The 22,286-nt window shown below is 67.8% G+C and carries 26 protein-coding genes, 1 tRNA gene and 1 pseudogene; 17 read left to right on the top strand and 11 right to left on the bottom strand.

What is annotated here, in order from left to right; genetic code table 11:
* Complete coding sequence (locus ACEWX3_RS05840; protein WP_374158928.1) at positions 1 to 2,268, bottom strand: ATP-dependent DNA ligase; 2,268 nt, start codon at positions 2,266 to 2,268, stop codon at positions 1 to 3.
* A 41-nt stretch (positions 2,269 to 2,309) separates the two neighbouring features.
* Between ACEWX3_RS05840 and ACEWX3_RS05835 the strand changes: the two genes are divergently transcribed.
* From ACEWX3_RS05835 to ACEWX3_RS05785, 11 genes and pseudogenes are all read left to right on the top strand, one after another.
* On the top strand, positions 2,310 to 3,242 hold the full coding sequence (locus tag ACEWX3_RS05835) for a carbohydrate kinase (RefSeq protein ID WP_374158927.1): 933 nt from the start codon (positions 2,310 to 2,312) through the stop codon (positions 3,240 to 3,242).
* Positions 3,242 to 4,042, top strand: a pseudogene (locus tag ACEWX3_RS05830) (Ku protein); the annotation flags it as partial. The gene ACEWX3_RS05835 and the pseudogene ACEWX3_RS05830, both read left to right, overlap by 1 nt.
* Positions 4,043 to 4,306: 264 nt before the next feature.
* Positions 4,307 to 5,098: an SDR family oxidoreductase gene (locus tag ACEWX3_RS05825; protein WP_152518553.1), complete on the top strand. Its 792-nt coding sequence runs from the start codon at positions 4,307 to 4,309 to the stop codon at positions 5,096 to 5,098.
* Between the two features lie 10 nt (positions 5,099 to 5,108).
* A complete protein-coding gene (locus ACEWX3_RS05820; RefSeq protein ID WP_374158926.1) occupies positions 5,109 to 6,200 on the top strand; it encodes a diacylglycerol kinase in 1,092 nt (363 codons plus the stop codon).
* A 26-nt stretch (positions 6,201 to 6,226) separates the two neighbouring features.
* Entirely contained in the window at positions 6,227 to 6,490 is a 264-nt protein-coding gene (locus tag ACEWX3_RS05815) for a hypothetical protein (RefSeq protein ID WP_221354614.1), read from the top strand.
* 109 nt (positions 6,491 to 6,599) lie between these two features.
* On the top strand, positions 6,600 to 6,857 hold the full coding sequence (locus ACEWX3_RS05810) for a hypothetical protein (RefSeq protein ID WP_374158925.1): 258 nt from the start codon (positions 6,600 to 6,602) through the stop codon (positions 6,855 to 6,857).
* Between the two features lie 13 nt (positions 6,858 to 6,870).
* Positions 6,871 to 7,107, top strand: a complete 237-nt coding sequence (locus ACEWX3_RS05805) for a hypothetical protein (RefSeq protein WP_374158924.1) — start codon at positions 6,871 to 6,873, stop codon at positions 7,105 to 7,107.
* A 97-nt stretch (positions 7,108 to 7,204) separates the two neighbouring features.
* Positions 7,205 to 8,269 carry a poly-gamma-glutamate hydrolase family protein gene (locus tag ACEWX3_RS05800; RefSeq protein ID WP_374158923.1) on the top strand — a complete coding sequence of 355 codons (1,065 nt, stop codon included), beginning with the start codon at positions 7,205 to 7,207 and terminating at the stop codon, positions 8,267 to 8,269.
* A 149-nt stretch (positions 8,270 to 8,418) separates the two neighbouring features.
* Entirely contained in the window at positions 8,419 to 9,225 is an 807-nt protein-coding gene (locus ACEWX3_RS05795) for a DUF1365 domain-containing protein (RefSeq protein ID WP_374158922.1), read from the top strand.
* Position 9,226: 1 nt separating this feature from the next.
* Entirely contained in the window at positions 9,227 to 9,808 is a 582-nt protein-coding gene (locus ACEWX3_RS05790; RefSeq protein ID WP_221354607.1) for a sigma-70 family RNA polymerase sigma factor, read from the top strand.
* Positions 9,805 to 10,521, top strand: coding sequence for an anti-sigma factor domain-containing protein (locus ACEWX3_RS05785; protein WP_374158921.1), 717 nt, complete (start codon positions 9,805 to 9,807; stop codon positions 10,519 to 10,521). Before ACEWX3_RS05790 ends, ACEWX3_RS05785 begins: the two co-directional genes overlap by 4 nt.
* Here the strand turns inward: ACEWX3_RS05785 and ACEWX3_RS05780 are convergent.
* Positions 10,514 to 11,626: a glutamate--cysteine ligase gene (locus ACEWX3_RS05780; RefSeq protein WP_221354603.1), complete on the bottom strand. Its 1,113-nt coding sequence runs from the start codon at positions 11,624 to 11,626 to the stop codon at positions 10,514 to 10,516. The genes ACEWX3_RS05785 and ACEWX3_RS05780 overlap by 8 nt on opposite strands.
* 130 nt (positions 11,627 to 11,756) lie before the next feature.
* On the opposite strand from ACEWX3_RS05780, the gene ACEWX3_RS05775 reads away from it, so the two are divergent.
* Positions 11,757 to 12,581, top strand: coding sequence for an LLM class F420-dependent oxidoreductase (locus tag ACEWX3_RS05775; protein WP_221354601.1), 825 nt, complete (start codon positions 11,757 to 11,759; stop codon positions 12,579 to 12,581).
* 36 nt (positions 12,582 to 12,617) lie between these two features.
* On the opposite strand, the gene ACEWX3_RS05770 is transcribed toward ACEWX3_RS05775, so the two are convergent.
* Genes ACEWX3_RS05770 through ACEWX3_RS05760 form a run of 3 tightly spaced genes read right to left on the bottom strand, consistent with a single transcriptional unit; the run spans position 12,618 to position 14,137 of the window.
* Entirely contained in the window at positions 12,618 to 12,887 is a 270-nt protein-coding gene (locus ACEWX3_RS05770) for a cytochrome C oxidase subunit IV family protein (RefSeq protein ID WP_207065712.1), read from the bottom strand.
* Positions 12,888 to 13,481 (bottom strand): cytochrome c oxidase subunit 3, encoded by a 594-nt coding sequence (locus ACEWX3_RS05765; RefSeq protein ID WP_207065713.1) that lies wholly within the window; start codon positions 13,479 to 13,481, stop codon positions 12,888 to 12,890.
* A complete protein-coding gene (locus ACEWX3_RS05760) occupies positions 13,478 to 14,137 on the bottom strand; it encodes a hypothetical protein (RefSeq protein ID WP_374159798.1) in 660 nt (219 codons plus the stop codon). The genes ACEWX3_RS05765 and ACEWX3_RS05760 overlap by 4 nt, the downstream gene beginning before the upstream one ends.
* Before the next feature lie 151 nt (positions 14,138 to 14,288).
* Between ACEWX3_RS05760 and ACEWX3_RS05755 the strand changes: the two genes are divergently transcribed.
* A tRNA-Arg gene (locus ACEWX3_RS05755) sits at positions 14,289 to 14,361 on the top strand.
* A 285-nt stretch (positions 14,362 to 14,646) separates the two neighbouring features.
* On the opposite strand, the gene ACEWX3_RS05750 is transcribed toward ACEWX3_RS05755, so the two are convergent.
* Genes ACEWX3_RS05750 through ACEWX3_RS05740 form a run of 3 tightly spaced genes read right to left on the bottom strand, consistent with a single transcriptional unit; the run spans position 14,647 to position 16,141 of the window.
* Positions 14,647 to 14,865 (bottom strand): hypothetical protein, encoded by a 219-nt coding sequence (locus ACEWX3_RS05750; protein WP_374158920.1) that lies wholly within the window; start codon positions 14,863 to 14,865, stop codon positions 14,647 to 14,649.
* Complete coding sequence (locus ACEWX3_RS05745) at positions 14,862 to 15,074, bottom strand: YeeE/YedE thiosulfate transporter family protein (protein WP_374158919.1); 213 nt, start codon at positions 15,072 to 15,074, stop codon at positions 14,862 to 14,864. Before ACEWX3_RS05745 ends, ACEWX3_RS05750 begins: the two co-directional genes overlap by 4 nt.
* Positions 14,999 to 16,141: a YeeE/YedE thiosulfate transporter family protein gene (locus ACEWX3_RS05740; RefSeq protein WP_374158918.1), complete on the bottom strand. Its 1,143-nt coding sequence runs from the start codon at positions 16,139 to 16,141 to the stop codon at positions 14,999 to 15,001. The genes ACEWX3_RS05745 and ACEWX3_RS05740 overlap by 76 nt, the downstream gene beginning before the upstream one ends.
* A gap of 177 nt (positions 16,142 to 16,318) precedes the next feature.
* Between ACEWX3_RS05740 and ACEWX3_RS05735 the strand changes: the two genes are divergently transcribed.
* Together ACEWX3_RS05735 and usfY are read left to right on the top strand one after the other, a co-directional pair.
* Positions 16,319 to 17,227 carry a haloalkane dehalogenase gene (locus ACEWX3_RS05735; protein WP_374158917.1) on the top strand — a complete coding sequence of 303 codons (909 nt, stop codon included), beginning with the start codon at positions 16,319 to 16,321 and terminating at the stop codon, positions 17,225 to 17,227.
* 63 nt (positions 17,228 to 17,290) lie between these two features.
* Entirely contained in the window at positions 17,291 to 17,602 is a 312-nt protein-coding gene (usfY, locus tag ACEWX3_RS05730) for a protein UsfY (protein ID WP_207065714.1), read from the top strand.
* On the opposite strand, the gene ACEWX3_RS05725 is transcribed toward usfY, so the two are convergent.
* From ACEWX3_RS05725 to ACEWX3_RS05715, 3 genes are all read right to left on the bottom strand, one after another.
* Positions 17,599 to 18,447, bottom strand: a complete 849-nt coding sequence (locus ACEWX3_RS05725; protein WP_374158916.1) for an alpha/beta fold hydrolase — start codon at positions 18,445 to 18,447, stop codon at positions 17,599 to 17,601. The two genes, usfY and ACEWX3_RS05725, sit on opposite strands and share 4 nt — an antisense overlap.
* A complete protein-coding gene (locus tag ACEWX3_RS05720; RefSeq protein WP_374158915.1) occupies positions 18,444 to 18,572 on the bottom strand; it encodes a hypothetical protein in 129 nt (42 codons plus the stop codon). The genes ACEWX3_RS05725 and ACEWX3_RS05720 overlap by 4 nt, the downstream gene beginning before the upstream one ends.
* A gap of 88 nt (positions 18,573 to 18,660) precedes the next feature.
* Positions 18,661 to 19,347: a GAF and ANTAR domain-containing protein gene (locus ACEWX3_RS05715; RefSeq protein WP_207065716.1), complete on the bottom strand. Its 687-nt coding sequence runs from the start codon at positions 19,345 to 19,347 to the stop codon at positions 18,661 to 18,663.
* Positions 19,348 to 19,534: 187 nt separating this feature from the next.
* Here ACEWX3_RS05715 and ACEWX3_RS05710 point away from each other — a divergent pair, with 187 nt between their 5' ends.
* Together ACEWX3_RS05710 and ACEWX3_RS05705 are read left to right on the top strand one after the other, a co-directional pair.
* Positions 19,535 to 20,752 (top strand): acetyl-CoA acetyltransferase, encoded by a 1,218-nt coding sequence (locus ACEWX3_RS05710; RefSeq protein ID WP_374158914.1) that lies wholly within the window; start codon positions 19,535 to 19,537, stop codon positions 20,750 to 20,752.
* Complete coding sequence (locus tag ACEWX3_RS05705; RefSeq protein ID WP_374158913.1) at positions 20,749 to 22,269, top strand: carotenoid oxygenase family protein; 1,521 nt, start codon at positions 20,749 to 20,751, stop codon at positions 22,267 to 22,269. Before ACEWX3_RS05710 ends, ACEWX3_RS05705 begins: the two co-directional genes overlap by 4 nt.
* Positions 22,270 to 22,286 lie beyond the last annotated feature (17 nt).

Genomic DNA, 22,286 nt, shown 5'->3' with positions numbered 1-22,286 from the left:
CTACTCCCACACGACATCGCCCGGTTCCTTGTCGGTTCGCAGCCCTCGCCAGCTCGGTTGCCGCAGCCGACCATCGGAGGTGCGCTCGCTGTAGCGCACCTCCCCGACCAGCTCCGGCCGCACGAACGTCACGCCGCGCCCGTCAGCCTTGGGAAGCGTGGCACTGAAGGGTGATTCGTCGGCACGCAGCGTCGCCAGCGTCTTCTTCAGCGACGCCAGTTCTTTGTCGGTGAACCCGGTCCCGACGCGGCCGACGAACTGCAGTCCGTCAGGACCAGGAACACCGAGCATCAGCGCGCCGATGCCACTGCTGCGCCCACCGTTGCCGACCCGCCAGCCGCCGATCACGACCTCCTGAGTGTTCCACAGTTTGTCCTTGATCCAGGACGATGACCGCCGCCCAGGCTGGTACGTCGAGTCACGCTTCTTGGCGATCACGCCCTCCCACCGTTTCGAGCGCGCCACCTCGAGAGCGTCGGGTCCGTTGTCGGCCTCGATCACCGCCGGCACGATCAGTCCACCCTGCTCGGCGAGGGCCTCGAGCACCCGGCGGCGATCAGAGTACTTGGCGCGCAACAAGGATCGCCCATCGAGTGCCAGGATGTCGAATGCCCAGAACTCGAGTCGGGTCGAGCGGGCGCGGTTCTGCATCTCGCGGAAACTCGGCACGCCGGATTCATCGAGGGCTACTGCCTCACCGTCGAGAATCACGTGGTGGTCGGCGAGGTCGGCGGCCAGTGCCTGCAGTTGCGGGTACTCACCGGTCACGTCCCGACCGCGACGCGAACGTAGCGAGAGCGAGCCGTGGTCGGCCTCGACCAACAACCGGTAGCCGTCCCACTTTCCCTCGAACGCCCACTGGCTCTTGGTGAGTCGTTCCACCGACCCTTCGGTGGCCAGCATCGGTGCCAGATCGGCGAAGGTGGGCCGGTTCTGCTCCTTCATGCGGTGCGCCAGCCAGTTCTTGCCGTCGGTCTGGATCAGCGCGTAACGACCCTCGATCTTCTGCCCGTGCAGCGTGACGATGACCTCACCGCCCTTGCCGGGCCCGTCCGGCGGATTGTCGCGGAACTTCTCCGCCTCATAGGTACCGGTGTCCCAGATGTAGACCTCGCCGCCGCCGTACTCACCCTTGGGGATCTCCCCGGCGAACGTCAGGTACTCCATCGGATGATCCTCCGTGTGCACCGCAAGGTGGTTGACCGACGGCGATTCGGGCAGGTTCTTCGGAACCGCCCAGCTGACCAGCACTCCGTCGCGCTCCAGCCGGAAGTCGTAGTGCAACCGCCGGGCATGATGCTCCTGGATGACGAACTTGTCGTTGCCGCCGACCGTCGGCGCCTCGGCGGGAACAGGCTCCGGGGTCTTGCCTCTGTCACGCATGCCGCGATAGGTCGTGAGTCGGTCGGGCACGGGCAACGCCTCATCGAGATCGGCGAGTAGATCGCCGTCGCGGTCCAGCCTGTCGAGAACCTCCTCGAACGTCAGGTGCCGCAGATCGGGATCGGACATCTCCGCCCAGGTACGTGGTGCCGCTACCGTCGGATGTTCGCGTCCCCGAAGCGAATACGGTGCGATCGTGGTTTTGTTCGCATTGTTCTGACTCCAGTCCACGAAGACCTTGCCGTGACGCAGGCTCTTGGTCATCGTGGCGGTGACCTGCTTGGGCATGGTCTGCTCCAGTTGCTGAGCCACGCGTTTGGCCAGCACCGAGGCGCCCTGCGAGCTGATCGGATCGTCCAGCGGAACGTAGAGATGCAGGCCCTTGCTGCCGCTGGTCAGCGGAAAGGTCCGCAAGCCGATGTCGTCGATGAGCCCCCGCACCTCGTGGGCGACCTGACACAGCTGCTGAAACGACACGCCCTCGCCGGGGTCGAGATCGAACACGATGCGCGTCGCCGGCCCCCTCTGTCCGTCGACGAACCGCCACTGCGGCACGTGCACCTCCAAGGCCGCCTGCTGTGCGATCCAGGCCAACCCCTCGACGGTGTCGATCACGGGATAGGTCGTGCTCCCCGACTTGTGCACGATCGTGGCGCGATCCAGCCAGTCCGGCGCCGAGGACGCCAGCTGCTTTTCGAAGAACGCCGCCTCGTCGACCCCGTTGGGCCAGCGCTTGCGCGTCACGGCACGGCCGGCGATGTGCGGCAGCATCGCTGCAGCGACGTCGACGTAATACTCGAAGACTTCTCGCTTCGTCGTCCCGGTTGCCGGGTACAGCACCTTGTCCGGGTTGGTCAGCTTCACCCGGTCATAACGGTCCACCACATCACGGTATTACCCGGTGGCGACGCGGTAGCGTCGAGAATGTGAGGGCACTGGTCATCGGAGAGGCGCTCATCGACGTCGTCATGCGAGACGGGCGGGTCGCGGGCGAACACGTCGGCGGCAGTCCGCTCAACGTCGCGGTCGGTCTGGCGCGGCTGGGGCGGGAGGTCGACTTCCTCACCCACATCGGCACCGACGACTACGGACACCGCGTCCGCGAGTTCGTCGAAACCGCGGGCGTGCACGTGGTTCCGGGCAGTGACACCGCTGAGCGGACCGCCACGGCGCGAGCGGTCCTCGACGAGGACCGCTCCGCGACGTACTCCTTCGATATCGACTGGCAGCTCAGCGGGACTGCACCTGTGCCACCCCCGTTGGTCCTGCACACCGGCTCGATCGCCACCGTGCTCGAACCGGGTTGCCTGGCCACCGCCGCGCTGGTGGACACCTATCACACCTCGGCCACCGTGACATTCGACCCGAACATCCGTTCGGCGTTGATCACCGACGCTGATGCTGCGCGGGACCGCATCGACCGGCTGCTGGAGAAGGCCGACGTGATCAAGGTCAGCGACGAGGATCTGCGCTGGATCGATCCCCGCCGCTCACCGGAACAGATCGGTGAGGCGTGGCTGGCGCTCGGCGCGTCGATCGTGGTGGTGACGCTCGGCGCCGAGGGTGCGCTGGCCATGTGTGCGGCCGGGAATGTGCGGGTACCAGCACCACGTGTGGAAGTGGTGGACACCGTGGGCGCCGGGGACGCGTTCATGACGGGCCTGGTCGACGCGCTGTGGTCGCGCGATCTGCTGGGCGCGCCGCGCAGGGCCGCCCTGGCCCGCCTCGACACCGACACCCTGACCGCCACCGTGCGCGCCGCAACCCTGTGCGCCGCCGTCACCGTCACCCGGGCCGGTGCCGACCTGCCGGATCGCGCTGCACTGGATACCGCCGGTTCATCGGAGATACTGGGCTGATGCGGTCCATCTGGAAGGGTTCGATCGCCTTCGGCCTGGTCAACGTGCCGGTCAAGGTCTACAGCGCCACTGAGGATCACGACATCAAGTTCCACCAGGTGCACGCCAAGGACAACGGGCGCATCCGGTACAAGCGGGTCTGCGAGGTGTGCGGCGAGGTCGTCGAGTACCGCGACATCGCCCGCGCCTACGACTCCGACGACGGCCAGACGGTCATCATCACCGACGACGACATCGCCAGCCTGCCCGAAGAACGCAGCCGCGAGATCGACGTGCTCGAGTTCGTGCCGGCCGGCGACATCGACCCGATGATGTACGACAAGTCGTATTTCTTGGAGCCGGACGGGAAATCGTCGAAATCCTATGTGCTGCTGGCCAAGACGCTGATGGAATCCGATCGCGTCGCGATCGTGAACTTCGCGCTGCGCAACAAGACGCGGCTGGCCGCACTGCGGGTCAAGGATTTCAGCAAGCGCGACGTGATGATGGTCCACACGCTGTTGTGGCCCGACGAGATCCGCGACCCGGACTTCCCGGTGCTGGACAAAGAGGTGGAGGTCAAGCCGGCCGAGCTGAAGATGGCCAGCCAGGTCGTCGACTCCATGACCGATGACTTCAATCCCGATCGTTATCACGACGACTATCAGGAACATCTGCACGAGCTCATCCAGGCCAAGCTCGAAGGCGGCGAGGCGTTCACCACCGAGGAAGAGCCGCAGGAGCTCGACGAGACCGAAGACGTCTCGGATCTGCTCGCCAAACTCGAGGCCAGCGTCAAGGCGCGCAAGGAGCAGGGCTCGGGCAAGGGCTCCGCCAAGAGCTCTGCCAAGGACTCCGGCCAGGACGACGCCGAAGACGATTCCGAGGACGACGGCAAGCCCGCGAAGAAAGCTCCCGCCAAGAAGGCCGCCGCCAAGAAGGCCCCGGCGAAGAAGTCGGCCGCCAAGAAGGCTCCGGCGAAGAAGTCCACGGCCAAGAAGGCCGCTGCCAAGAAATAGGTCACCGGAAGGCGATCACGCCGAATTCGCGCCAAACTAGAACAGGTTCTTGTTACGGTGACGCGCGTGATTCTCGACAGGTTCCGCCTCGACGATCGAGTAGCCGTGGTCACCGGCGCCGGGCGGGGCCTCGGCGCCGCCATGGCCCTCGCCTTCGCCGAAGCCGGCGCTGACGTGCTGATTGCCGCGCGCACGCAGGCCCAGCTCGAAGAGGTTGCCGAGCAGGTGCGCGGCGCAGGTCGGCGCGCGCACATCGTGGTCGCCGACCTCGCCCGGCCGGAGGACACCTCGTCGCTGGCCGCGCAGGCCGTCGAGGCGTTCGGCAAACTAGACATCGTCGTGAACAACGTCGGCGGGACGATGCCGGGCGCGCTGTTGGACACCACTGCCAAGGACATGCGCGATGCGTTCACGTTCAACGTCGCCACCGCCCACGCGCTGACCGCGGCGGCCGCCCCGCTGATGCTCGAGCATTCCGGTGGCGGCAGCATCATCAACGTCACCTCGACGATGAGCCGGGTCGCCGGGCGCGGGTTCGCCGCTTATGGCACCGCCAAGGCTGCGCTCGCCCACTACACCCGGTTGTCGGCGCTGGACCTGGCGCCACGCATCCGGGTCAATGCCATCGCACCGGGGTCGATCCTGACCTCCGCACTCGACATCGTCGCGAGCAACGAGGAACTGCGCACGCCGATGGAGCAGGCCACCCCGCTGCGTCGGCTCGGCGATCCTCTCGACATCGCCGCGGCGGCGGTGTACCTCGCCTCCCCGGCAGGTGGCTATCTGACCGGCAAGACACTCGAAGTGGACGGTGGCATCACCTTCCCCAACCTCGAGCTCCCGATTCCCGATCTGTGAGGACACCACCGTGGCCACTTCCAGCCCCAGCCCGATCCCCGTCGCCGCCGTCGGCACCGGAAACGTCGGTAAGCACGCGCTGACCCAGCTGATCAACGACGACCGCTTCGACCTCACCGCGGTGTGGGTCTCCTCAGAGGCCAAGGCCGGCAAGGACGCCGCCGAACTCGCCGGCCTCCCTGGGTCGACAGGAATTCTGGCGACGACCGACCTGGACGCCGTGATCGCCACCAAGCCCGCCTGCGTGGTCTACACCGCGCTGGCCGACAACCGGCTGATCGAAGCGCTGGAGGACTACCGCAAAATCCTGGCCGCCGGAATCAACGTGGTCGGTAGCAGCGCGGTGTTCCTGCAGTACCCGTGGCAGGTGATCCCCTCCGAGATGGTCACCCCCATCGAGGACGCCGCGAAGGAAGGTTCGTCGACGATCTTCGTCAACGGCATCGATCCGGGCTTCGCCAACGATCTACTGCCGCTGGCGCTGGCCGGCACGTGCCAGAGCGTGCAGCAGATCCGGTGCATGGAGATCATCAACTACGACACCTATGACAGCGCGCCGGTGATGTTCGACGTGATGGGATTCGGTGGCAGCCTCGACGAGACACCGATGCTGCTCCAACCCGGCGTGCTGAGCCTGGCCTGGGGCTCGGTGGTCCGCCAGCTCGCGGCCGGCCTGGGCATCGAGCTGGACGAGGTCACCGAGACTCACGTCCGGGTGCCGGCACCCGAGGACTTCGACATCGCGGCGGGTCCCATCGGCAAGGGCACGACCGCTGCGATCCGGTTCGAGGTGCGCGGCATGAAGGACGGCAATGTGGCCGTCGTGCTCGAACACGTCACCCGGCTGCGCGACGACCTTTGCCCGGACTGGCCACAGCCCTCCCAGCCCGGCGGGTCCTACCGGATCGAGGTCACCGGTGAACCCTCCTACGCTCTCGACCTGTGCCTGAGCAGCCCGAACGGCGACCACAACCACGCCGGCCTGGTCGCCACCGCGTCCCGGGTGATCAATGCGATCCCGGCGGTGATCGACGCGGCTCCCGGCATCGCCACGACGCTGGATCTGCCGCTGGTGACGGGGCACGGGCTATACGCTGGTTGACGAACCGAGCCGGAAGGACCGAGAAGATGACTGCGCGCTTCACCGCCCTGGCAACCCTGCTCGGAGCCGGCGTCACCGCCGCTGCGATCGCCGCCGCTCCGGCAGCCCTCGCCCAGCCGGCCTGCGACCAGACGAACCCCAGCGGCGCCGGGCAGACCGGCGGCGGGGAGGTGTGCCAGTCCCCCGGCAACGCCGAGATCGACGGCAAGCTGCCCACGGTCCAACCGCCCGGCTACCGCTACGGCGGAACCGGCGGGTTCCCGTGGGACGACAACATGTTCACCCTCTGATCGGCCCTTGATCGGCTCTGCGCCGGGCAATTTCGCGGGCGCCGGAGTGGCTTCCTGAACTGTGAAAGACCTGTAGGCTTGGCCCAACTCCGCTGGAAGGAAGAAGAAGATGAAGGCCCGCCTCACTGCTCTGTCCGCCCTTCTCGCCGGCGGCGGGGCCGCACTGGCCATCGCCGCCGCCCCCGCCGCACTCGCTCAGCCGAACTGTGAGCAGACCAGCTCCGGCGGTGGCGGCATGCAGGGTGGCGCGACCACCCTGTGCGAATCACCCGGCAACGCCCAGATCAGCTCGACTCCCCCGGAATACGCCCAGCCCTGGTACGGCGGCGGCATGTTCCCGTGGGACTACGGCATGTTCGTCCTCTGAGCGACAACCGGTCATGACACGAGCCACCCGCAGCGCGCTCGTCGCGCTGGCGGGAGTCGCGGTGGCCCTGGGTACCGCGCAGACCGCATCGGCCGCCCCGGAGTGCACGGATGTCGGCGAGACCGTGACGTTCTGTGAGACCAACGGCAGCACCCAGCTCATCACCACCCCGCCGCCCTGGAACTGGGGCGGCTGGCAGGGCATCGGTTTCTGGCCGTTGGTGGGCGGTTACGGGCTGGGCTTCGAGTAGCAGACGGGAGCTCTCGGCCCCGGCTCGGGACGGCTTGGTTGCCGGGCCCGTTACTCTTTTCTTCGTGACGCCGACCGAGCTGACCGTCCAAGGCTGAATGGCGGGCAAGCACAGCTACTTCGCGTACGGGTCGAACCTGTGCGTGCGACAGATGGCGCAACGATGCCCCGACGCCAGCGATCCGCGGCGCGCGATGCTGTCCGATCACGACTGGCTGATCAACGAGCGGGGCGTGGCCACCGTCGAGCGGTTCGCCGGCGCCGAGGTGCACGGTGTCATCTGGCAGCTGTCCGATCACGATCTGGCGACCCTGGACAGCGCCGAGGGAGTTCCGGTGCGATATCGGCGCGACGAGCTCACCGTGCACACCGACACCGGCCCGGCCACGGCGTGGGTCTACATCGACCACCGCGTGGAGGCGGGCCCTCCGCGACCGGGCTACCTGGAGCGGATCCTCGACGGCGCCCGCCACCACGGCCTGCCCCACCGCTGGATCGAGTTCCTCGAGCGGTGGGATCCCACCCGCTGGCCACAGCGCATTGCTGCACCGGATGCCGCTGCACCACAGTCCCTTTCGGAACTGCTGTGTGATTCCGCGATCCTCGAGCACAGCGTGTTGCGCTCGACGTTCGGCTTCCTTGCCATCCATGGCGGCGGTCTGGAACAGATGACTGATGTGATCGCCGAACGGGCGGCCGACGCCGCCGACGCCTCGCTCTACGTCGTGCGCCACCCCGACCACTACCCGCACCATCTGCCTTCGGCGCGTTACGACCCGGCGGAATCCGAGCGGCTGGCCGAGTTCCTCGACCACGTCGACGTCGCGGTCTCGCTGCACGGTTATGGCCGCGCGGGCCGCAGCACCCAGATCCTGGCCGGCGGCCGCCATCGCACGCTCGCCGCACACCTCGATCAGCACATCACGATCCCTGGCTATGAGGTCGTCACCGACCTCGACGCCATCCCCCGCGAGCTGCGCGGGCTGCACCCGGGCAACCCCGTGAACCGGCCCCGCGACGGCGGAACGCAGCTGGAACTGTCGGCGCGGGTACGCGGGGTCAGCCCCCGCAGCGGTTTGCCCAGCGACGACGGGCTGGCACCGGCGACGTCGGCGCTGGTGCAGGGGCTGGCGGCGGCAGCACGCTCCTGGCAGAGACGCTAGCCCCCGAATCACTGCGCTCGGCCACCCATCCACGGGGCGCACCGCTCCGAATGCCGGTATGTGGAACCCATCTACGCGGGGCAGCGACCAACGTCGATGACGACGAGGTCAGCGCCCTGGAATCCGCCGGATGCCGTGGCGGTGCCGACGTGACGACGGCCCTCTACCGCACCCGGATCACCCACCTGCGCCGTGCGCCGGTGCATCACTACTTCGAGCACCGCAGCTACAGCTGGTTCGTCGACGTCGACGCGCTGCCCCGGCTCCCCCGCTGGCTGCGTCCGTTTGCGACGTTCGACCCGCGCGACCATCTGTGGGGTTCCGATCAGGACACGTTACGCACCCGCGTCGAGTCGTTCCTGACCGACAAGGGCGTGGACCTGCCCGGTGGCAGGATCACAGCGCTGTTCCAGCCGCGGGTGCTGGGCTATGTCTTCAACCCCCTGAGCCTGTACTGGTGCCACGACGTGCGCGGAGTGCTGCGCCACGTCGTCGCCGAGGTCCAGAACCTCCGCGGCGAGCGCCACGCCTACCTTCTGCCCCCGTCCGGCGACCGGCCCGCGATGGTGGCCAAGAAGTTCCACACGTCCCCGTTCAACGATGTCAGCGGCCACTACCTGGTCCATGCACCCCAACCGGAAGACACGCTCGACGTCAGGATCTCGCTGCACCGCGACGACCACCCGGCCTTCGTCGCGACCATGCGCGGCGACCGGCGACGCGCGGGTGTCGGCCAGGTTCTGGCGCTGCAACTGGTGGCGCCGTGCGCCCCGCTGATGAACTCGATCGGCATGCGGGTGCAGGCCATCACGCTGCGGTTGCGGGGGGTGCCGCTGGCCTCACGCGGCGCCGAGAAACCCGAAAAAGCCGAGTCGCTGGTGCCCGTCGGCCGAGTTTCCATGAATAATGTTTGCGCACATTCCCTTTCACCACGGCTTGGCGGAAGCGGGGATTGACGTGACGACGTTGACGCAGGTGGCTAGGCTACCGCTCGTGACCGCCGAACTCGACGCATTGCTGCGCCAGGTGGCCCGTCGGGATGTCGACGCCTTCGCGGCGTTCTACGACCAGACCCGTTCCCGGGTGTTCGGCCTGGTCACCCGCGTTTTGCGGGACCCCGGATACAGCGAGGAATGCACCCAGGACATCTATCTGCAGGTGTGGCGCACCGCCGAGAACTACGACCCCGCCGCGGGAAGCCCGCTGGCCTGGCTGATGACGCTGGCCCATCGCCGCGCCGTGGACCGGGTGCGCTCGGAGCAGGCCGCCAGCACCCGGGAGTCGCGCTACGGCGCCGCCAGCATGGAGCCGCCCTCCGACCACGTCGCCGACACGGTCATCCTCAGCGACGAACGTCGCCAGGTCACCGAATGCCTCGCGTCGCTGACCGACACCCAACGCGAATGCATTCAACTCGCGTACTACGACGGGCTGACCTACGCGCAGGTGTCCGAGCGCCTGTCGGCGAACCTTGCCACCATCAAGTCCCGGATGCGTGATGCCATCCGAGGCCTGCGTCGATGCTTGGGGGCCGCGTGACCGGACCACATGCAGCTGAGCTGTTATCGCTGGCGACGCCCTACGCGTTGCACGCGCTCAGCGATGCCGAAGCCGCCGACGTCGAGCGGCTGCTCGACGATGCGCCGCCCGACGTCGCCGACGCCTTCCACACCGAGGTGCAGGCGGTGCGCGAAACGATGGCCGCGCTGGCGTCAGCCACCGCAGTGGAACCACCGCCGGAGCTCCGCGACCAGCTGCTGAGCCGCATCGCCGAGGAACCCGTGCCGCTGCGTCGTTCGTCGCAGGAACGCCGCTGGCCCCGCATGGTGCTGGCCGCGGCCGCGGTGGCGGTGGTCGGGCTGGGTGCTCTGGGTGTCGGCATGGCGCTGCGCCCGCCCACTGTGCCGTCGACCGCCGATCAGGTGTTCGCCGCGCCGGACGTGCGCACGGTGTCCGGGGAGATTCCCGGGGGCGGTACCGCGACGGTGGTGTTCTCTCGCGAACAGGGCTCCGGGGTGCTGGTGATGAACAACGTGCCGCCTCCGCAACCGGGAACGGTCTATCAGATGTGGCTGGTCGACGGGCAAGGGCCGCACTCGGCCGGCACCATGGGCCCGGACTCGGTCGCACCGTCGACGACCGCTGTGATCCCGGACCTGGGGTCCTCGCGGGCGCTCGCGTTCACCGTCGAACCACCGGGCGGATCGACCGAACCGACCAGCCCGGTGTTCGCCGAGTTACCGCTCAGCTAGGACTCTCCAGCGTCGCGGCGGCCGCCTCCGCCAGCACGTCGGACACCTCGTGGCTCCGCCGCCATGCCGCCTGCTGACGCATCGCGCCGTTGCCCCGTTCGGCCACCCCGGCCAACCCGGACGAGACCAGCTCGTAGTCGCCGACCTGCTCGAGCGCGGGGCGGACCCGCTCGATCAGCTGTTCCAGCAGCTGCCGGGTCGCCGCAAGGGCGTGCTCCTGCAGGTCGAGGCTGTCGCCGTCGAGACCATCGCGCGCGGCCTTCCAGTAGGCGGCCTTGAGGGCGAACGACGCCAACGGTTGCACCGGCTCGCCGCGTCGGTGCTCCTCGAGTGCGGTCATCACGCAGCCTCGGACCAGTGCGGCGAACGTAACCGACTCGGCGACCGTGGCGGGCACGTCGGCGACCCTGACCTCGATGGTGGGGAAGTTGCGGGAGGGCCGAACATCCCAATAGACCATGCCGTCGTCGCGGATCACCCCGGAATGGCACAGCATCTGGACCGCGGCGTCGTACTCGTCGGCCGAGTCGAACTGCGGCGGCGGGCCGGCGCTGGGCCAGCGCGCCCACAGCACACTGCGCCAGCTGGCGTGGCCGGTGTCGGCGTTGCGGTAGATCGCCGAGTTCGCGGTCAGCGCGAGCAGCAGCGGCAGCCAGGGCCGCAGCCGGTTGCTGACACCGATGGCCGCATCCCGGTCTGGGACGGCGACGTGCACGTGGCAGCCGCAGATGCCCTGCTCGTGGGCGATCATCCCGAAGCGCTCCCCGATGTCGCGGTAACGCGGGGTGTCGGTGACCGGGAACTGCGAGGGCAGGGTGGGCGGCAGGCCTACCGCCAGCAACTGCGCACCCGCGGCCTCGGCGGCGCCAGCCGCCACCGTGCGCAACCGCAGCAGCTCGTCGCGCAGGTCGGAGGTGTTCTCCACGACCGAGCTGGTGGTTTCGACCTGGCAACTGGTCAGTTCGAGTTGGAGATCGACGCCGTCGCGCGCCGCCCGGTCGGCCACCGCGCGGTTGAGCGCGACAGGGGCGCCCGACGTCGGGTCGACGAGCAGGAACTCTTCCTCGACGCCGAGCGTGGGTGTCGACCCCGTCGAAGACGCCACCGAAACTCCCTGGAAGAAATTTGATCCGGCCCGTCGGAGTGTGCACAACGGGCCGGATCATCGTGAAAAGTCGAAACCCTTTATGCCCAGCGCCCCTCGGGCTCAAACCTCAGGTCCTACGATCAATTTCGTGGCCAAGGGTTTCCGGTTCGGGGTCGGTGTCACGCGGGTGCGCTCGCTGGGCTCGCTGAGGGAGTCGGCGCGCCGCGCCGAGGATCTCGGGTTCGACGTGATGCACGTACCCGACCACCTCGGTGGCCCGGCGCCGTTCCCGGTCATGACGGCCATCGCGCTGGCCGCTCCGGCGCTGCGGGTCGGCACATTCGTCGTCAACTCGGCGTTCTACCGGCCGGCGCTGCTGGCGCGCGATGTCGGTGCGCTGCACGAGCTGTCCGAGGGCCGCTTCGAACTGGGGCTCGGGACGGGCTACGTCAAGGAAGAATTCGACGCGGCCGGTCTGCGGTTCCCCAGCGCGGGTGAACGGGTCGACCACCTGCGCGACACCTGCGAGTACATGGCCGAACACCTGCCCGACGTGCCGATCATGATCGCCGGCAACGGTGACCGGGTGCTGCGCATCGCGGCGCGCTGGGCCGACATCATCGGCTTGACCGGGGGTGACCGGCCCGCCGAACCCGGTGACGATCCACTGGCCGAGCGCATCGGATTCGTCCGGGACGCGGCCGGGGAACGATTCGACGAGTTGGAGCTCAACGTCGCCATCACCGCGATGCCGGTGGACGACTCCGGTGCGCCCGACCTGGCCATCGCCCGGCGGTCGCTGCCCGGCCTGACCGATGAGGAGCTGCTGCGCCACCCCGGTGTCCTGTCGGGCAGCACCGACGAGATCGCCGAACGTCTGCGCGGTTACCGCGACACCTACGGCATCAGCTACGTCATCGTGCAGGCGCGCCACGTCGAGGCGTTCGGCAAGGTCATCGCGCTTCTGAAGTAGTCCGTGCTGCTGAGGTGGCCCGGGCTTGTGAGGTAGTCACAGCCACAGGTAGAGCCCCGACAGCAGCGCCCACATCCCCACGCAGTACAGCTCGAACGCGGCGCGCAGCGGGATCGGCGCATGGCGCAGTTCCATGAAGTCCAGCCCGACCAGCCGAACCTTGACCGCGGCGATGGCCAGCACCACCACCCCCACCATCGAACCGGTGCCGTGTTCGGCCCCGACAGCCCACGACACGATCGTCGCGGCGACCAGGATCAGCCAGGTGACCCCGGCGCGGTTGCTCAGCAGCTTCAGCGCAGTCATTCAGCTCACCAGGTACAGCAGCGCGAACAGGACGATCCACAACAGGTCGACCAGGTGCCAGAAGCAGGCTGCACCTTCGACCAGCGCGGTACGGGTGACGCCGAGCTCGGCCCGCCGGGTCTGGGTGGCCATGAAGGCGAGTGCGCCGAGCCCCAGGCAGACATGGAACAGGTGGAGCCCGGTGAGGATGAAGTAATAGAGATAGAAGTGGTTGGCGCCGGGGCCGTGACCGGCGCCCGCGAGCGAGACGTATTCGAACGCCTTCAGCGCAATGAAGACCAGGCCGCACCCCATGGCTGCGACGACGGCGCGGGTGGCGAGGGTCCGCGCACCGGTGCGCGTCGCTGCCAGCGCGAGCACGACGAACAGCGAACTGGTCAGCAGCACCAGCGTGTTCAGCACGCCCACACCGAGGTGCAAGGTGGTGCGCGCGGCGTCGAACACGTCGGGTTCTTTCGCCCGCTCGACCAGGAAGGTGACGAAGAACGCGCCGAAGACGAGCATGTCGCCGAACAGGAACACCCAGGTGCCGCTCTCCCCGGGGATCCGGCGGGCCTGCCCAGGCGGCGCCGCCGTGGCGGTCTTGCCGGTCACGCCGGTGCCAGCGCTGCCTGCTCGGCTTTGATCGACTTCAGCATCACCGCCGTGGTGGAGAACAGCCAGATCACCAGCACCAGGCCGGGGATGTAGAAGGCGAACACGCCGTTCCAGGCCAGCGGACCGTCATTGAACACCACGACGACGCAGCCGGGCAGCGACAGGATGGCGACCCACAGGTTGAGGTAGCCGTACCAGCGCGGGAAGGTCGGCGGGTCACCCTGGTCGACGAACGCGGCGATGGCCAGCGTGACGTTCTGGACGATGATGGTGCCGACGATGCCGATGAACCAGAGCCAGAAGACGTCGTTGAGCGCCTGGGTCAGTTCGGCCGAGCGCTGTTCGGGGCGGTAGGCGGCCACTCCCAGGAAGAACTGCGGGAAGATCAACGCCGGGACGAACACCGTCGCGGCCATCAGCTGGGTCATCGACAGCATGCCGAAGCCGCCCTCGGCGCGGCGGATGCGCAGCACGATCGTCGCCAGGAACGGCAGCGCCAGCGCAGCGGAGAGCAGCGCGCCGGACACCCCGAAGCGCACCCAGAGCTTGTGGTCGGAGAAGAACGCGGCGATCTCATCGGCCGACGACACCGGCGACAGGGGTGGGAACAGCTGCGCGATGCCGGAGAAGCTGGTGCCGTAGAGAAGGATCATGATCGTGCCGGCCCACGCGCCGATTCGCTGCAGTGTCAGCTCCACGGCTGGCAGGCTACCGCCGCCGCTCCAAGTTTTGACACTTTTGCCATAACTCGGGATCGGCCGTTGTGGGCGCAACGCGTCGGCCGGGTAAGCTCCCAGCGGTCATGCCCTCGTAGCTCAGGGGATAGAGCACGGCTCTCCTAAAGCCGGTGTCGCAGGTTCGAATCCTGCCGGGGGCACTCTGTGATTTCGCAAGACTGTGATGTCGCAAGACATCGGAATAGCCGCGGACCTACTTCAGGTCCGCGGTTTTCCCGTTTGGGGCCGTTGGGGCTGCCGGTGGGGTGGTAGGCCCTGGCGGAGTCGCGAGTGACAGTCGCACACTCGTGGCATCTGGCAGATGGCCGTATCCCGATGCTCCGCGGCGACACACCGCTACACCGGGTCGATGTCTGAGCCGAATGAGTCAGGCATATAGCTGACGTCTGCGACCGACGAGCGCTCCCGCGAACAAACAACGCGCGTCACGACCGCGTGTCATGGCCACGGCCATCACCAGAACTGGTGCGAGCCAAAGCGGTGACGATCCCCAGCACCAGAAGGGCGATCCCCGCCGGAGCCCCGAATGCGACCAACGTGAGCCGCCCTTGAGGTGCTGTTGCGGTCAACTCCACCGCGGTGGTGACGATGGCGGCGAGAGCGGCACCGAATATGCCCAGCAGCAAGGCAAACCGTCCGTTCATCGACGGCCACCCGGGATCGCCTCCGGAGCGCCGGTCCCTTGCGGGGGCATCGTCAGCCACGTCGTGTCCCGGTACACCAGCCGCCCGGTGAACACCATCGACACCACGACGGCCGCCGTGAACAACCACGCGCTCAGAGCCAGTTGCACGCCGCCGCTGAGAGTGTGCCCACTGGTACATCCACCTGCCATCCGCGCACCGAAGAGCACCAGAAAGGAACCGGTGAAGGCAGCGAGTGCACGACGACAGGGCTGGTTCCGAACCGGTTACGCCAGGAAGGCGGTATCACGGAGCGGAAGGCGGTGAACCGCCCGCTGATGAATACCGACGTGATCATCGCGCCCACCATGACTCCGACGTCGGACAGCGGCTCCCACCCAATCCCACGAATCACCACAGTGGTGTAGTCGAAGTCCGGGAGCAGCACCGTACCGATCAGCCACGAGTACGTCGTCGACTGACCGAACACTTGGCGCAGGAACATCGAACCGACGACGACGAAAGCCACGGTCGCGGCGACGCCGAGAATCGCCCGCGCGTAGTAGTTGGTAAAGGGCACGGCCTCGGCGTTCACGCGCCGTTGCCGGGGGCCGACTCTTCGCCGTGCGACGTCGACGGCGCCTTCTGTCAGGAACGCCGTCGTGTCACGAATGAAGGCGCGGTCATGGTCGTCGACGCAGCCGGCGCCGAGGTGACGAAGGCAGCTGTGTGCTCCGCCTTTGTACCGCGGCAGGAAGTACAGGAGGGCGAGCACCACGGCGGCATAGCCCACGGCCACCGCCACCATCGGCCACGGTCGTATGTCGGCCACCGGCCCGGTCACCACCATGTCGCCGAAGTTCGCCGAGCTGATCAACCATTGACCCGGGGACGTCTGATAGAGCAACGTCCACGCGGCCGCACCCAGAAGCCCACCCGGAATTGCATAAAGCGCATCGCGGCGCCCCTCGCCAAGTGCAATCCACTCCGTGCCCGGGAAGTACCCGCCGATGGCGGCGCCCACCCCGAAGATCACCCCACCGAGTGCCACGCCATACACATACAGCGGCTTGGGATCGAAGTGCAGCGACAAGCCCTGAGCGTGCAGGCCGTAGAGCAACACCGCACCGAAAGCGGTGACGCTGGCGAAGCAGCCGATGAGCAATCGGTCGATCAGCCTGGCCGTGCGGATGACGGTCTCGGGATTACCGATTCCCCACAAGGACGCGGGGATGCCGAACGCGATCCCGACCGGAAGACCGACCCACAGCGGCGCGGTCACGCCTATGCCGGACACCGCGGACCCAACCACCGGCACCGGCGCGACCGGTGAGACACCAGAGCATCATCTGACTCATTCATTGGCCTGCCCTACTGAAGCCCGAATGACCGAACTGTACGCCCGGCCCGGTCACCCCTTGTCGTGGCGATACCAGAATGCTCAGCCGTCACCTCGGACTACCGTCGAGTGATCATGGACATCCTGCGCACCCCAGAATCCCGGTTCGCGAACCTGCCCGGCTACCCGTTCGCGCCGCACTACGTCGACGTCTCGGCAGCCGACACGACGCCGGTGCGGATGCACTACGTCGACGAAGGACCGCGCGACGGTGAGCCGGTCGTGCTGCTGCACGGCGAACCGACGTGGAGTTACCTGTACCGGACGATGATCCCGCCGCTGGTCGCCGCCGGCTACCGGGTGTTGGCACCCGATCTGATCGGGTTCGGCCGCTCCGACAAACCGACCCGCTTCGAGGACTACACCTATCTGCGGCACGTGCAGTGGGTGACGTCGTGGATCGAGACGCTGGATCTGACGGGAATCACCGCGTTCGTCCAGGACTGGGGCTCTCTGATCGGCCTGCGCATCGCCGGCGAGCAGGGCCAGCGGTTCTCCCGCCTCGTCGTCGGCAACGGTTTCCTGCCCATCGCCGACCGCCCCACCCCGCCGGCGTTCCAGGTCTGGCGCGCCTTCGCCAAGTACTCCCCCATTCTCCCGGCGGGGCGGTTGGTCGCGGTCGGGACCACCAGCAAGGTGCCCGCACCCGTGCGCGCCGCCTACGACGCACCGTTCCCCGACAAGCGCTACCAGGCCGGCGCGCGCGCGTTCCCGCAGCTGGTGCCGACCTCACCGGACAATCCGGCCATCCCGGCCAACCGGGCCGCGTGGGAGGCGCTCGGTCGTTGGGACAAGCCGTTCCTGGCGCTGTTCGGCAGCAAGGACCCGATCCTCGGTCGCGCCGATGCGCCGCTCATCCGGCACATTCCCGGTGCTGCCGGTCAGCCCCACGCGCGGCTGCACGGCTCCCACTTCGTGCAGGAGGACTGCGGACCCGAGCTGGCCGATCGGATGATCTCGTGGATGATGACCAAGACGTCATGATCATGTGATCCAGCTCACAGCGAGCGTACGCTGAAGGCATCTCTTCAGAAGAAAGGAGATGCCATGAAAGGCGCGCATCGCGACCCGGTGGACCACGCCCGCACCACGCAACCGCACGCCGGTGAGTCCTTCATCGACACGCTCTGGCTTCCCGGACTGATCCTCATCGGGATCGGCACCGTGCTGATCGCCGGCACCGTCGCCGCCACCGCATACGGCGAACGCGACGTGTCCATCGTGCTCGGTCTGATCGCCGGCGCACTGGTCACCGCCGGCGCCATCGCGATCACACTGGAACACCGGCGCGTCAAGCGGGTCGAGCGCCAGTGGCTGGCCGAACATCCCGAGCCTCACCGACACCTGCAGGCCAGTTAGTCAGCCGAGTTCCAGAACGCCGTCAGCGCCGCGTTGAACGCGGCGGGGTTTTCCCAGTGCGGAAAATGCGTGCCTCCGCTGAGGCCCTCGACCCGCGCGAAACGCGAGCCCGTGATCCGGTCTCGGATCCACTGTTGCGAGGCGATCGGCACGTTGACCGAGTCACCGGCGACGACCAATGTCGCCAGGTCTATCCGCGGAATGAGCGCGCGCCAGTCGTGCGTCGCGACATCGAAGATGAGGTCGGCGGCGTACCGCCGCTCGAACATCGCGACCTGATCGGACAGCCAGGCCAGCCGCTGGGCTGACACCCCGGGCGATGTCGTCTCGGCGAGGAAGCCGCTGCGCGGGTCGGGCCCCTCACCCCGAAGGAGGTCGGTGAAGGCGAACAGCGCGGCAGCGTCCATCGTGGCGCCGGCCTCGGCTGCCTGTGCATCGTTCCACGCGGGATTGCGCAGCGCGCAGGGCATCTGGTCGACGAACACCACAGAGCGCAGTCGATGGGTCCCGAACAGTTCCAGGTAGGACCAGATCACCGCGGCACCCATGGAGTGTCCCACCAGCCGAACGTCGTCGAGGTTGTGCGTGCTCAGCACCGCAGCGAGATCGGCTGCGAGGCGATGCAGGTGATAGCCGGCCGGCGGGGTGGACGATCGGCCGTGGCCGCGATGATCGATCGCCACCACCCGCCGCGACAGCGACAGCTCGGCCAGCTGAGCCGAGAACATCTGCGCGGTCAGCGACCACCCGGGCAGTAGAACCACGGCTGGGCCGGAACCGGCCTCCAGGTGGTGCAGCCGCACACCGTCACCGGTGATCGTCCACCCGGAGAGCGGACCGCTCACCGCAGAGACTCCAGAACGAACAGCGCCAGAAAACCAACGAAGAACTGCCTCGGCCGGGGTGGGCGCCACACCCCGAAGGCGCCCGCCAGCACCGGGAACACGACCAGCGAGGCCGCGGTTGTCACTGCACCGATGTCAGCCTCCTCTCAACGCCGACTCCTCATGAAGTGTGCGCTGGATCTACCGGCTTCGGCTCAGTTGTGGTGGAGGCGGTTACGTGCCCCGGGTCCGGATGACCTGCTCGGCGATCTCGGTCAGCTTGGTGTTGCCGTCCTGGGAGAGTCGGCGCAGCATGTCGAACGCTGCGACGTCGTCGATGTTGTAGCGCTCCATGATGATGCCCTTGGCCTGACCGATCCGGTCCCGCGTCGACAGCGCCGACTCCAGCTGTTCGCTCTGCCTACTGGCGATGATCGCCGCGGCGGCATGGGCGGCGAGAACCGCACCGATCGTCTCGGCCTCGGCGTCGAACGCGCCGGGCTCGAGCGCGAACAGGTTCAGGGCGCCCGCCGTCTGCGAGCTGGTGTACAGCTTGAACGACAACGCGCTGCGCACTCCCAGCGCCGCGGCCGCCGCCGAGTACATCGGCCAGCGTCGCTCGGTGCGCAGGTCGTCGCTGCGCACGATCAGCTCGTCGACCGCGGCCTCCACGCAAGGGCCTTCGCTGTATCTCATCTGCAGTTCGTCGAGCCGCTGCGGCAGCTCCGAGGTGACCCCGACCGATCGGAAACGACCGCCTTTGCCGATCAACAGGACTCCCGCGGCGTCGACCCCGGCGATCAGGTCCTTGGCCTCGGCGCTGACTTCGGTCAGCACCTCATCGACGCTGCGCGGCCCGGCGACGGTTCGGGCCAACTCGGCCATCCGCTGAGCCAGCTCGTGCTGGTTGGCATCAGTCATGAAAAACATTCCCTCCGGTGAGCAAGGTACACGGAGTCGGGTTTGCCGGAGGCCGCCGCGGGCAATGCACGGTCGAGGCAGAGGGGGCGGTCGACCGTTGCTTCTGCTCAGGTTCCGTCGGTTCAGACACGCAGCCGACGGAGCCGCCTCCTTTTAGTCACTCTGTTAGTTGTAGTACTGTTCGGCTGTGGCGTGGCCGGATGTCTGGGTGCTCGGCGGGTATCAGAGCGATTTCGCGCGCAACCTCCACCGTGAGGGGTGCGACTTCTCCGATCTGACGGACGAGATCGTGCACGGCACACTCGAGTCCGCCGCCATGGACGCGCAGGACGTCGAAACCGTGCACGTCGCCAACGCCTTCGGGGAGATGTTCGCCGGTCAGGGCCATCTCGGCGCCATGCCCGCCAGCGTCGACGACGGGCTGTGGGGCACGGCGGCGTCGCGCCACGAGGCGGCCTGCGCCTCAGGCAGCGTCGCGACCCTGGCGGCACTGAGCGAGTTGCGCTCGGGCGCCTGCCGGACCGCTCTGGTCGTCGGGATCGAACTGGAGAAGACCGTCCCCGGTGACGTGGCGACGACGATCTTGGGCGCGGCGGCATGGACCGGTCACGAAGGCGACGACGCCAAGTACATGTGGCCGCACATGTTCGATCGGGTGGCCGCCGAGTACGACCGCCGCTACGGACTCGACGAGGCGCACCTGCGGTCGATCGCGTCGCTGAACCTGGCCAACGCACGCGCCAACCCCCGCGCCCAGACCCGGGACTGGTCGGTTCCCGCCCCCCTCACCGATGACGACGTGATCAACCCCGTGGTCGAGGGGCGGCTGCGACGCTTCGACTGCAGCCAGATCACCGACGGCGGCGCCGGTGTCGTGCTGGTCACCGACGACTGGCTGCGGACCCACCCCAGCGCCCGTCCGCTGGCCAGGATCGCCGGGTGGGGCCACCGCACCGTCGGTCTCGGCCTGCAGCAGAAGCTGGACCGCTCGCGCGAGGACCCCTACGTCCTCCCCCACGTGCGGGCCACGGTGCTCGACGCGTTCGACCGTGCCCACGTCACCCTCGACGACGTCGACGGCTTCGAGGTACACGACTGCTTCACTCCCAGCGAGTACATGGCGCTCGACCACATCGGGTTGACCGGTCCCGGTGAGTCGTGGAAGGCCATCGAGAACGGCGAGATCGAGCGTGGCGGGCGGCTCCCGATCAACCCCAGTGGCGGTCTGATCGGCGGCGGGCATCCCGTCGGCGCATCGGGAATCCGGATGCTGCTCGACGCCACGCGACAGGTCAGCGGTACCGCCGGCGACTACCAGGTCGACGGTGCTGCGACGTTCGCGACCCTGAACTTCGGCGGCAGCACCTCCACCACCGTCAGCTTCGTCGTCAGGAGTGCGCCGTGACCCACGCCGAGATCGTCGGCAAGTTCCTGTCCACGCTGCCCGAGGACGACGACCATCCCTACCGGACCGGTCCGTGGCGGCCTCAGACGTGCGAGTGGGATTCCGACGACCTCACCGTGATCGCCGGACAGCTGCCGGCCGACCTCGACGGCGTGTATCTACGCAACACCGAGAACCCGCTGCACCCGGCGCTGAAGAACTACCACCCGTTCGACGGCGACGGCATGCTGCACATCGTGGGCTTTCGGGACGGGAAGGCTTTCTACCGCAACAGGTTCGTGCGCACCGACGGCTTCGACGCGGAGAACCGGGCCGGCGGGCCCCTGTGGCCGGGTATCGCCGAACCCGTCGAACTGGCCCGTGTCGACTACGGCTGGGGTGCAAGGACATTGATGAAGGATGCGTCGTCCACCGACGTGGTGGTGCACCGCGGGGTGGCGCTGACAAGCCACTATCAGTGCGGCGACCTGTACCGCACCGATCCCTGCACCGGCGCCGCGCTCGGCAAGGAGGCCTGGCAGGGTGGGTTTCCCTCGGACTGGGGGGTTTCGGCGCATCCCAAAGTCGATGAGCGCACCGGCGAGTTGCTGTACTTCAGCTACAGCAAGCAGGCGCCCTATCTGCGGTACGGGGTGGTCAGCGGTGACGGTGACGTCGTGCACCGCACCGATGTTCCGCTGCCCGGGCCGCGGTTGCCCCACGACATGGCCTTCACCGACAATTACGTGATCTTCAACGACTTCCCGCTGTTCTGGGATCCCGCGTTGCTCGAGCACAACATGCACCTCCCCCGTTTCCATCGCGACATCCCCTCCCGGTTCGCGGTGCTTCCCCGGCGCGGTGACACCTCCCAGATCCGCTGGTTCGAGGCCGACCCCACGTACGTCCTGCACTTCCCCAACGCGTTCGAAGACGGCGACGAGATCGTGCTCGACGGCTTCTACCAGGGTGATCCGGAGCCTGCCGACGACGGCGCAGGAACCAAGTGGCAGCGCGCCTTTCGTTTCCTGGCGCTCGACCGCATGCAGGCGCGGCTGCATCGCTGGCGCTTCAACCTCAGAACCGGTGCGGTACGCGAAGAACAGCTGACCGACACGATCTCCGAATTCGGGATGATCAACCCCGTCCACGCCGGCCGCCCCTACCGCTACGCCTACGCCGCCACCGCGATACCCGGGTGGTTCCTGTTCGACGGCCTGGTCCGCCACGACCTGCAGACCGGAGCGGAGGAGGCGTTCACCTTCGGTGACGGCGTCTACGGCAGTGAGACGGCGATGGCGCCCCGCCCCGGCGGCAATGCCGAGGACGACGGATACCTGGTGACCCTGACGACCGACATGACCGCGGACGCATCGTTCTGCCTGGTCTTCGACGCCGCCCGGGTGGGTGACGGGCCGGTGTGCACGATCGCGCTGCCCGAACGTATCTCGAGCGGCACCCACTCGACGTGGGTGGCCGGCGCCGAGCTGCGACGGTGGCGCGACACCGACACCGCGGCTGCCGCGATCGGACTCTGATTGCCCGACCAGCCCAA

The sequence above is a fragment of the Mycobacterium sp. G7A2 genome, from assembly GCF_041902445.1.
GTDB lineage: Bacteria > Actinomycetota > Actinomycetes > Mycobacteriales > Mycobacteriaceae > Mycobacterium.
The sequence above is the reverse complement of the archived record's forward strand: the minus strand, read 5'-3'. Positions and strand labels throughout refer to the sequence as shown.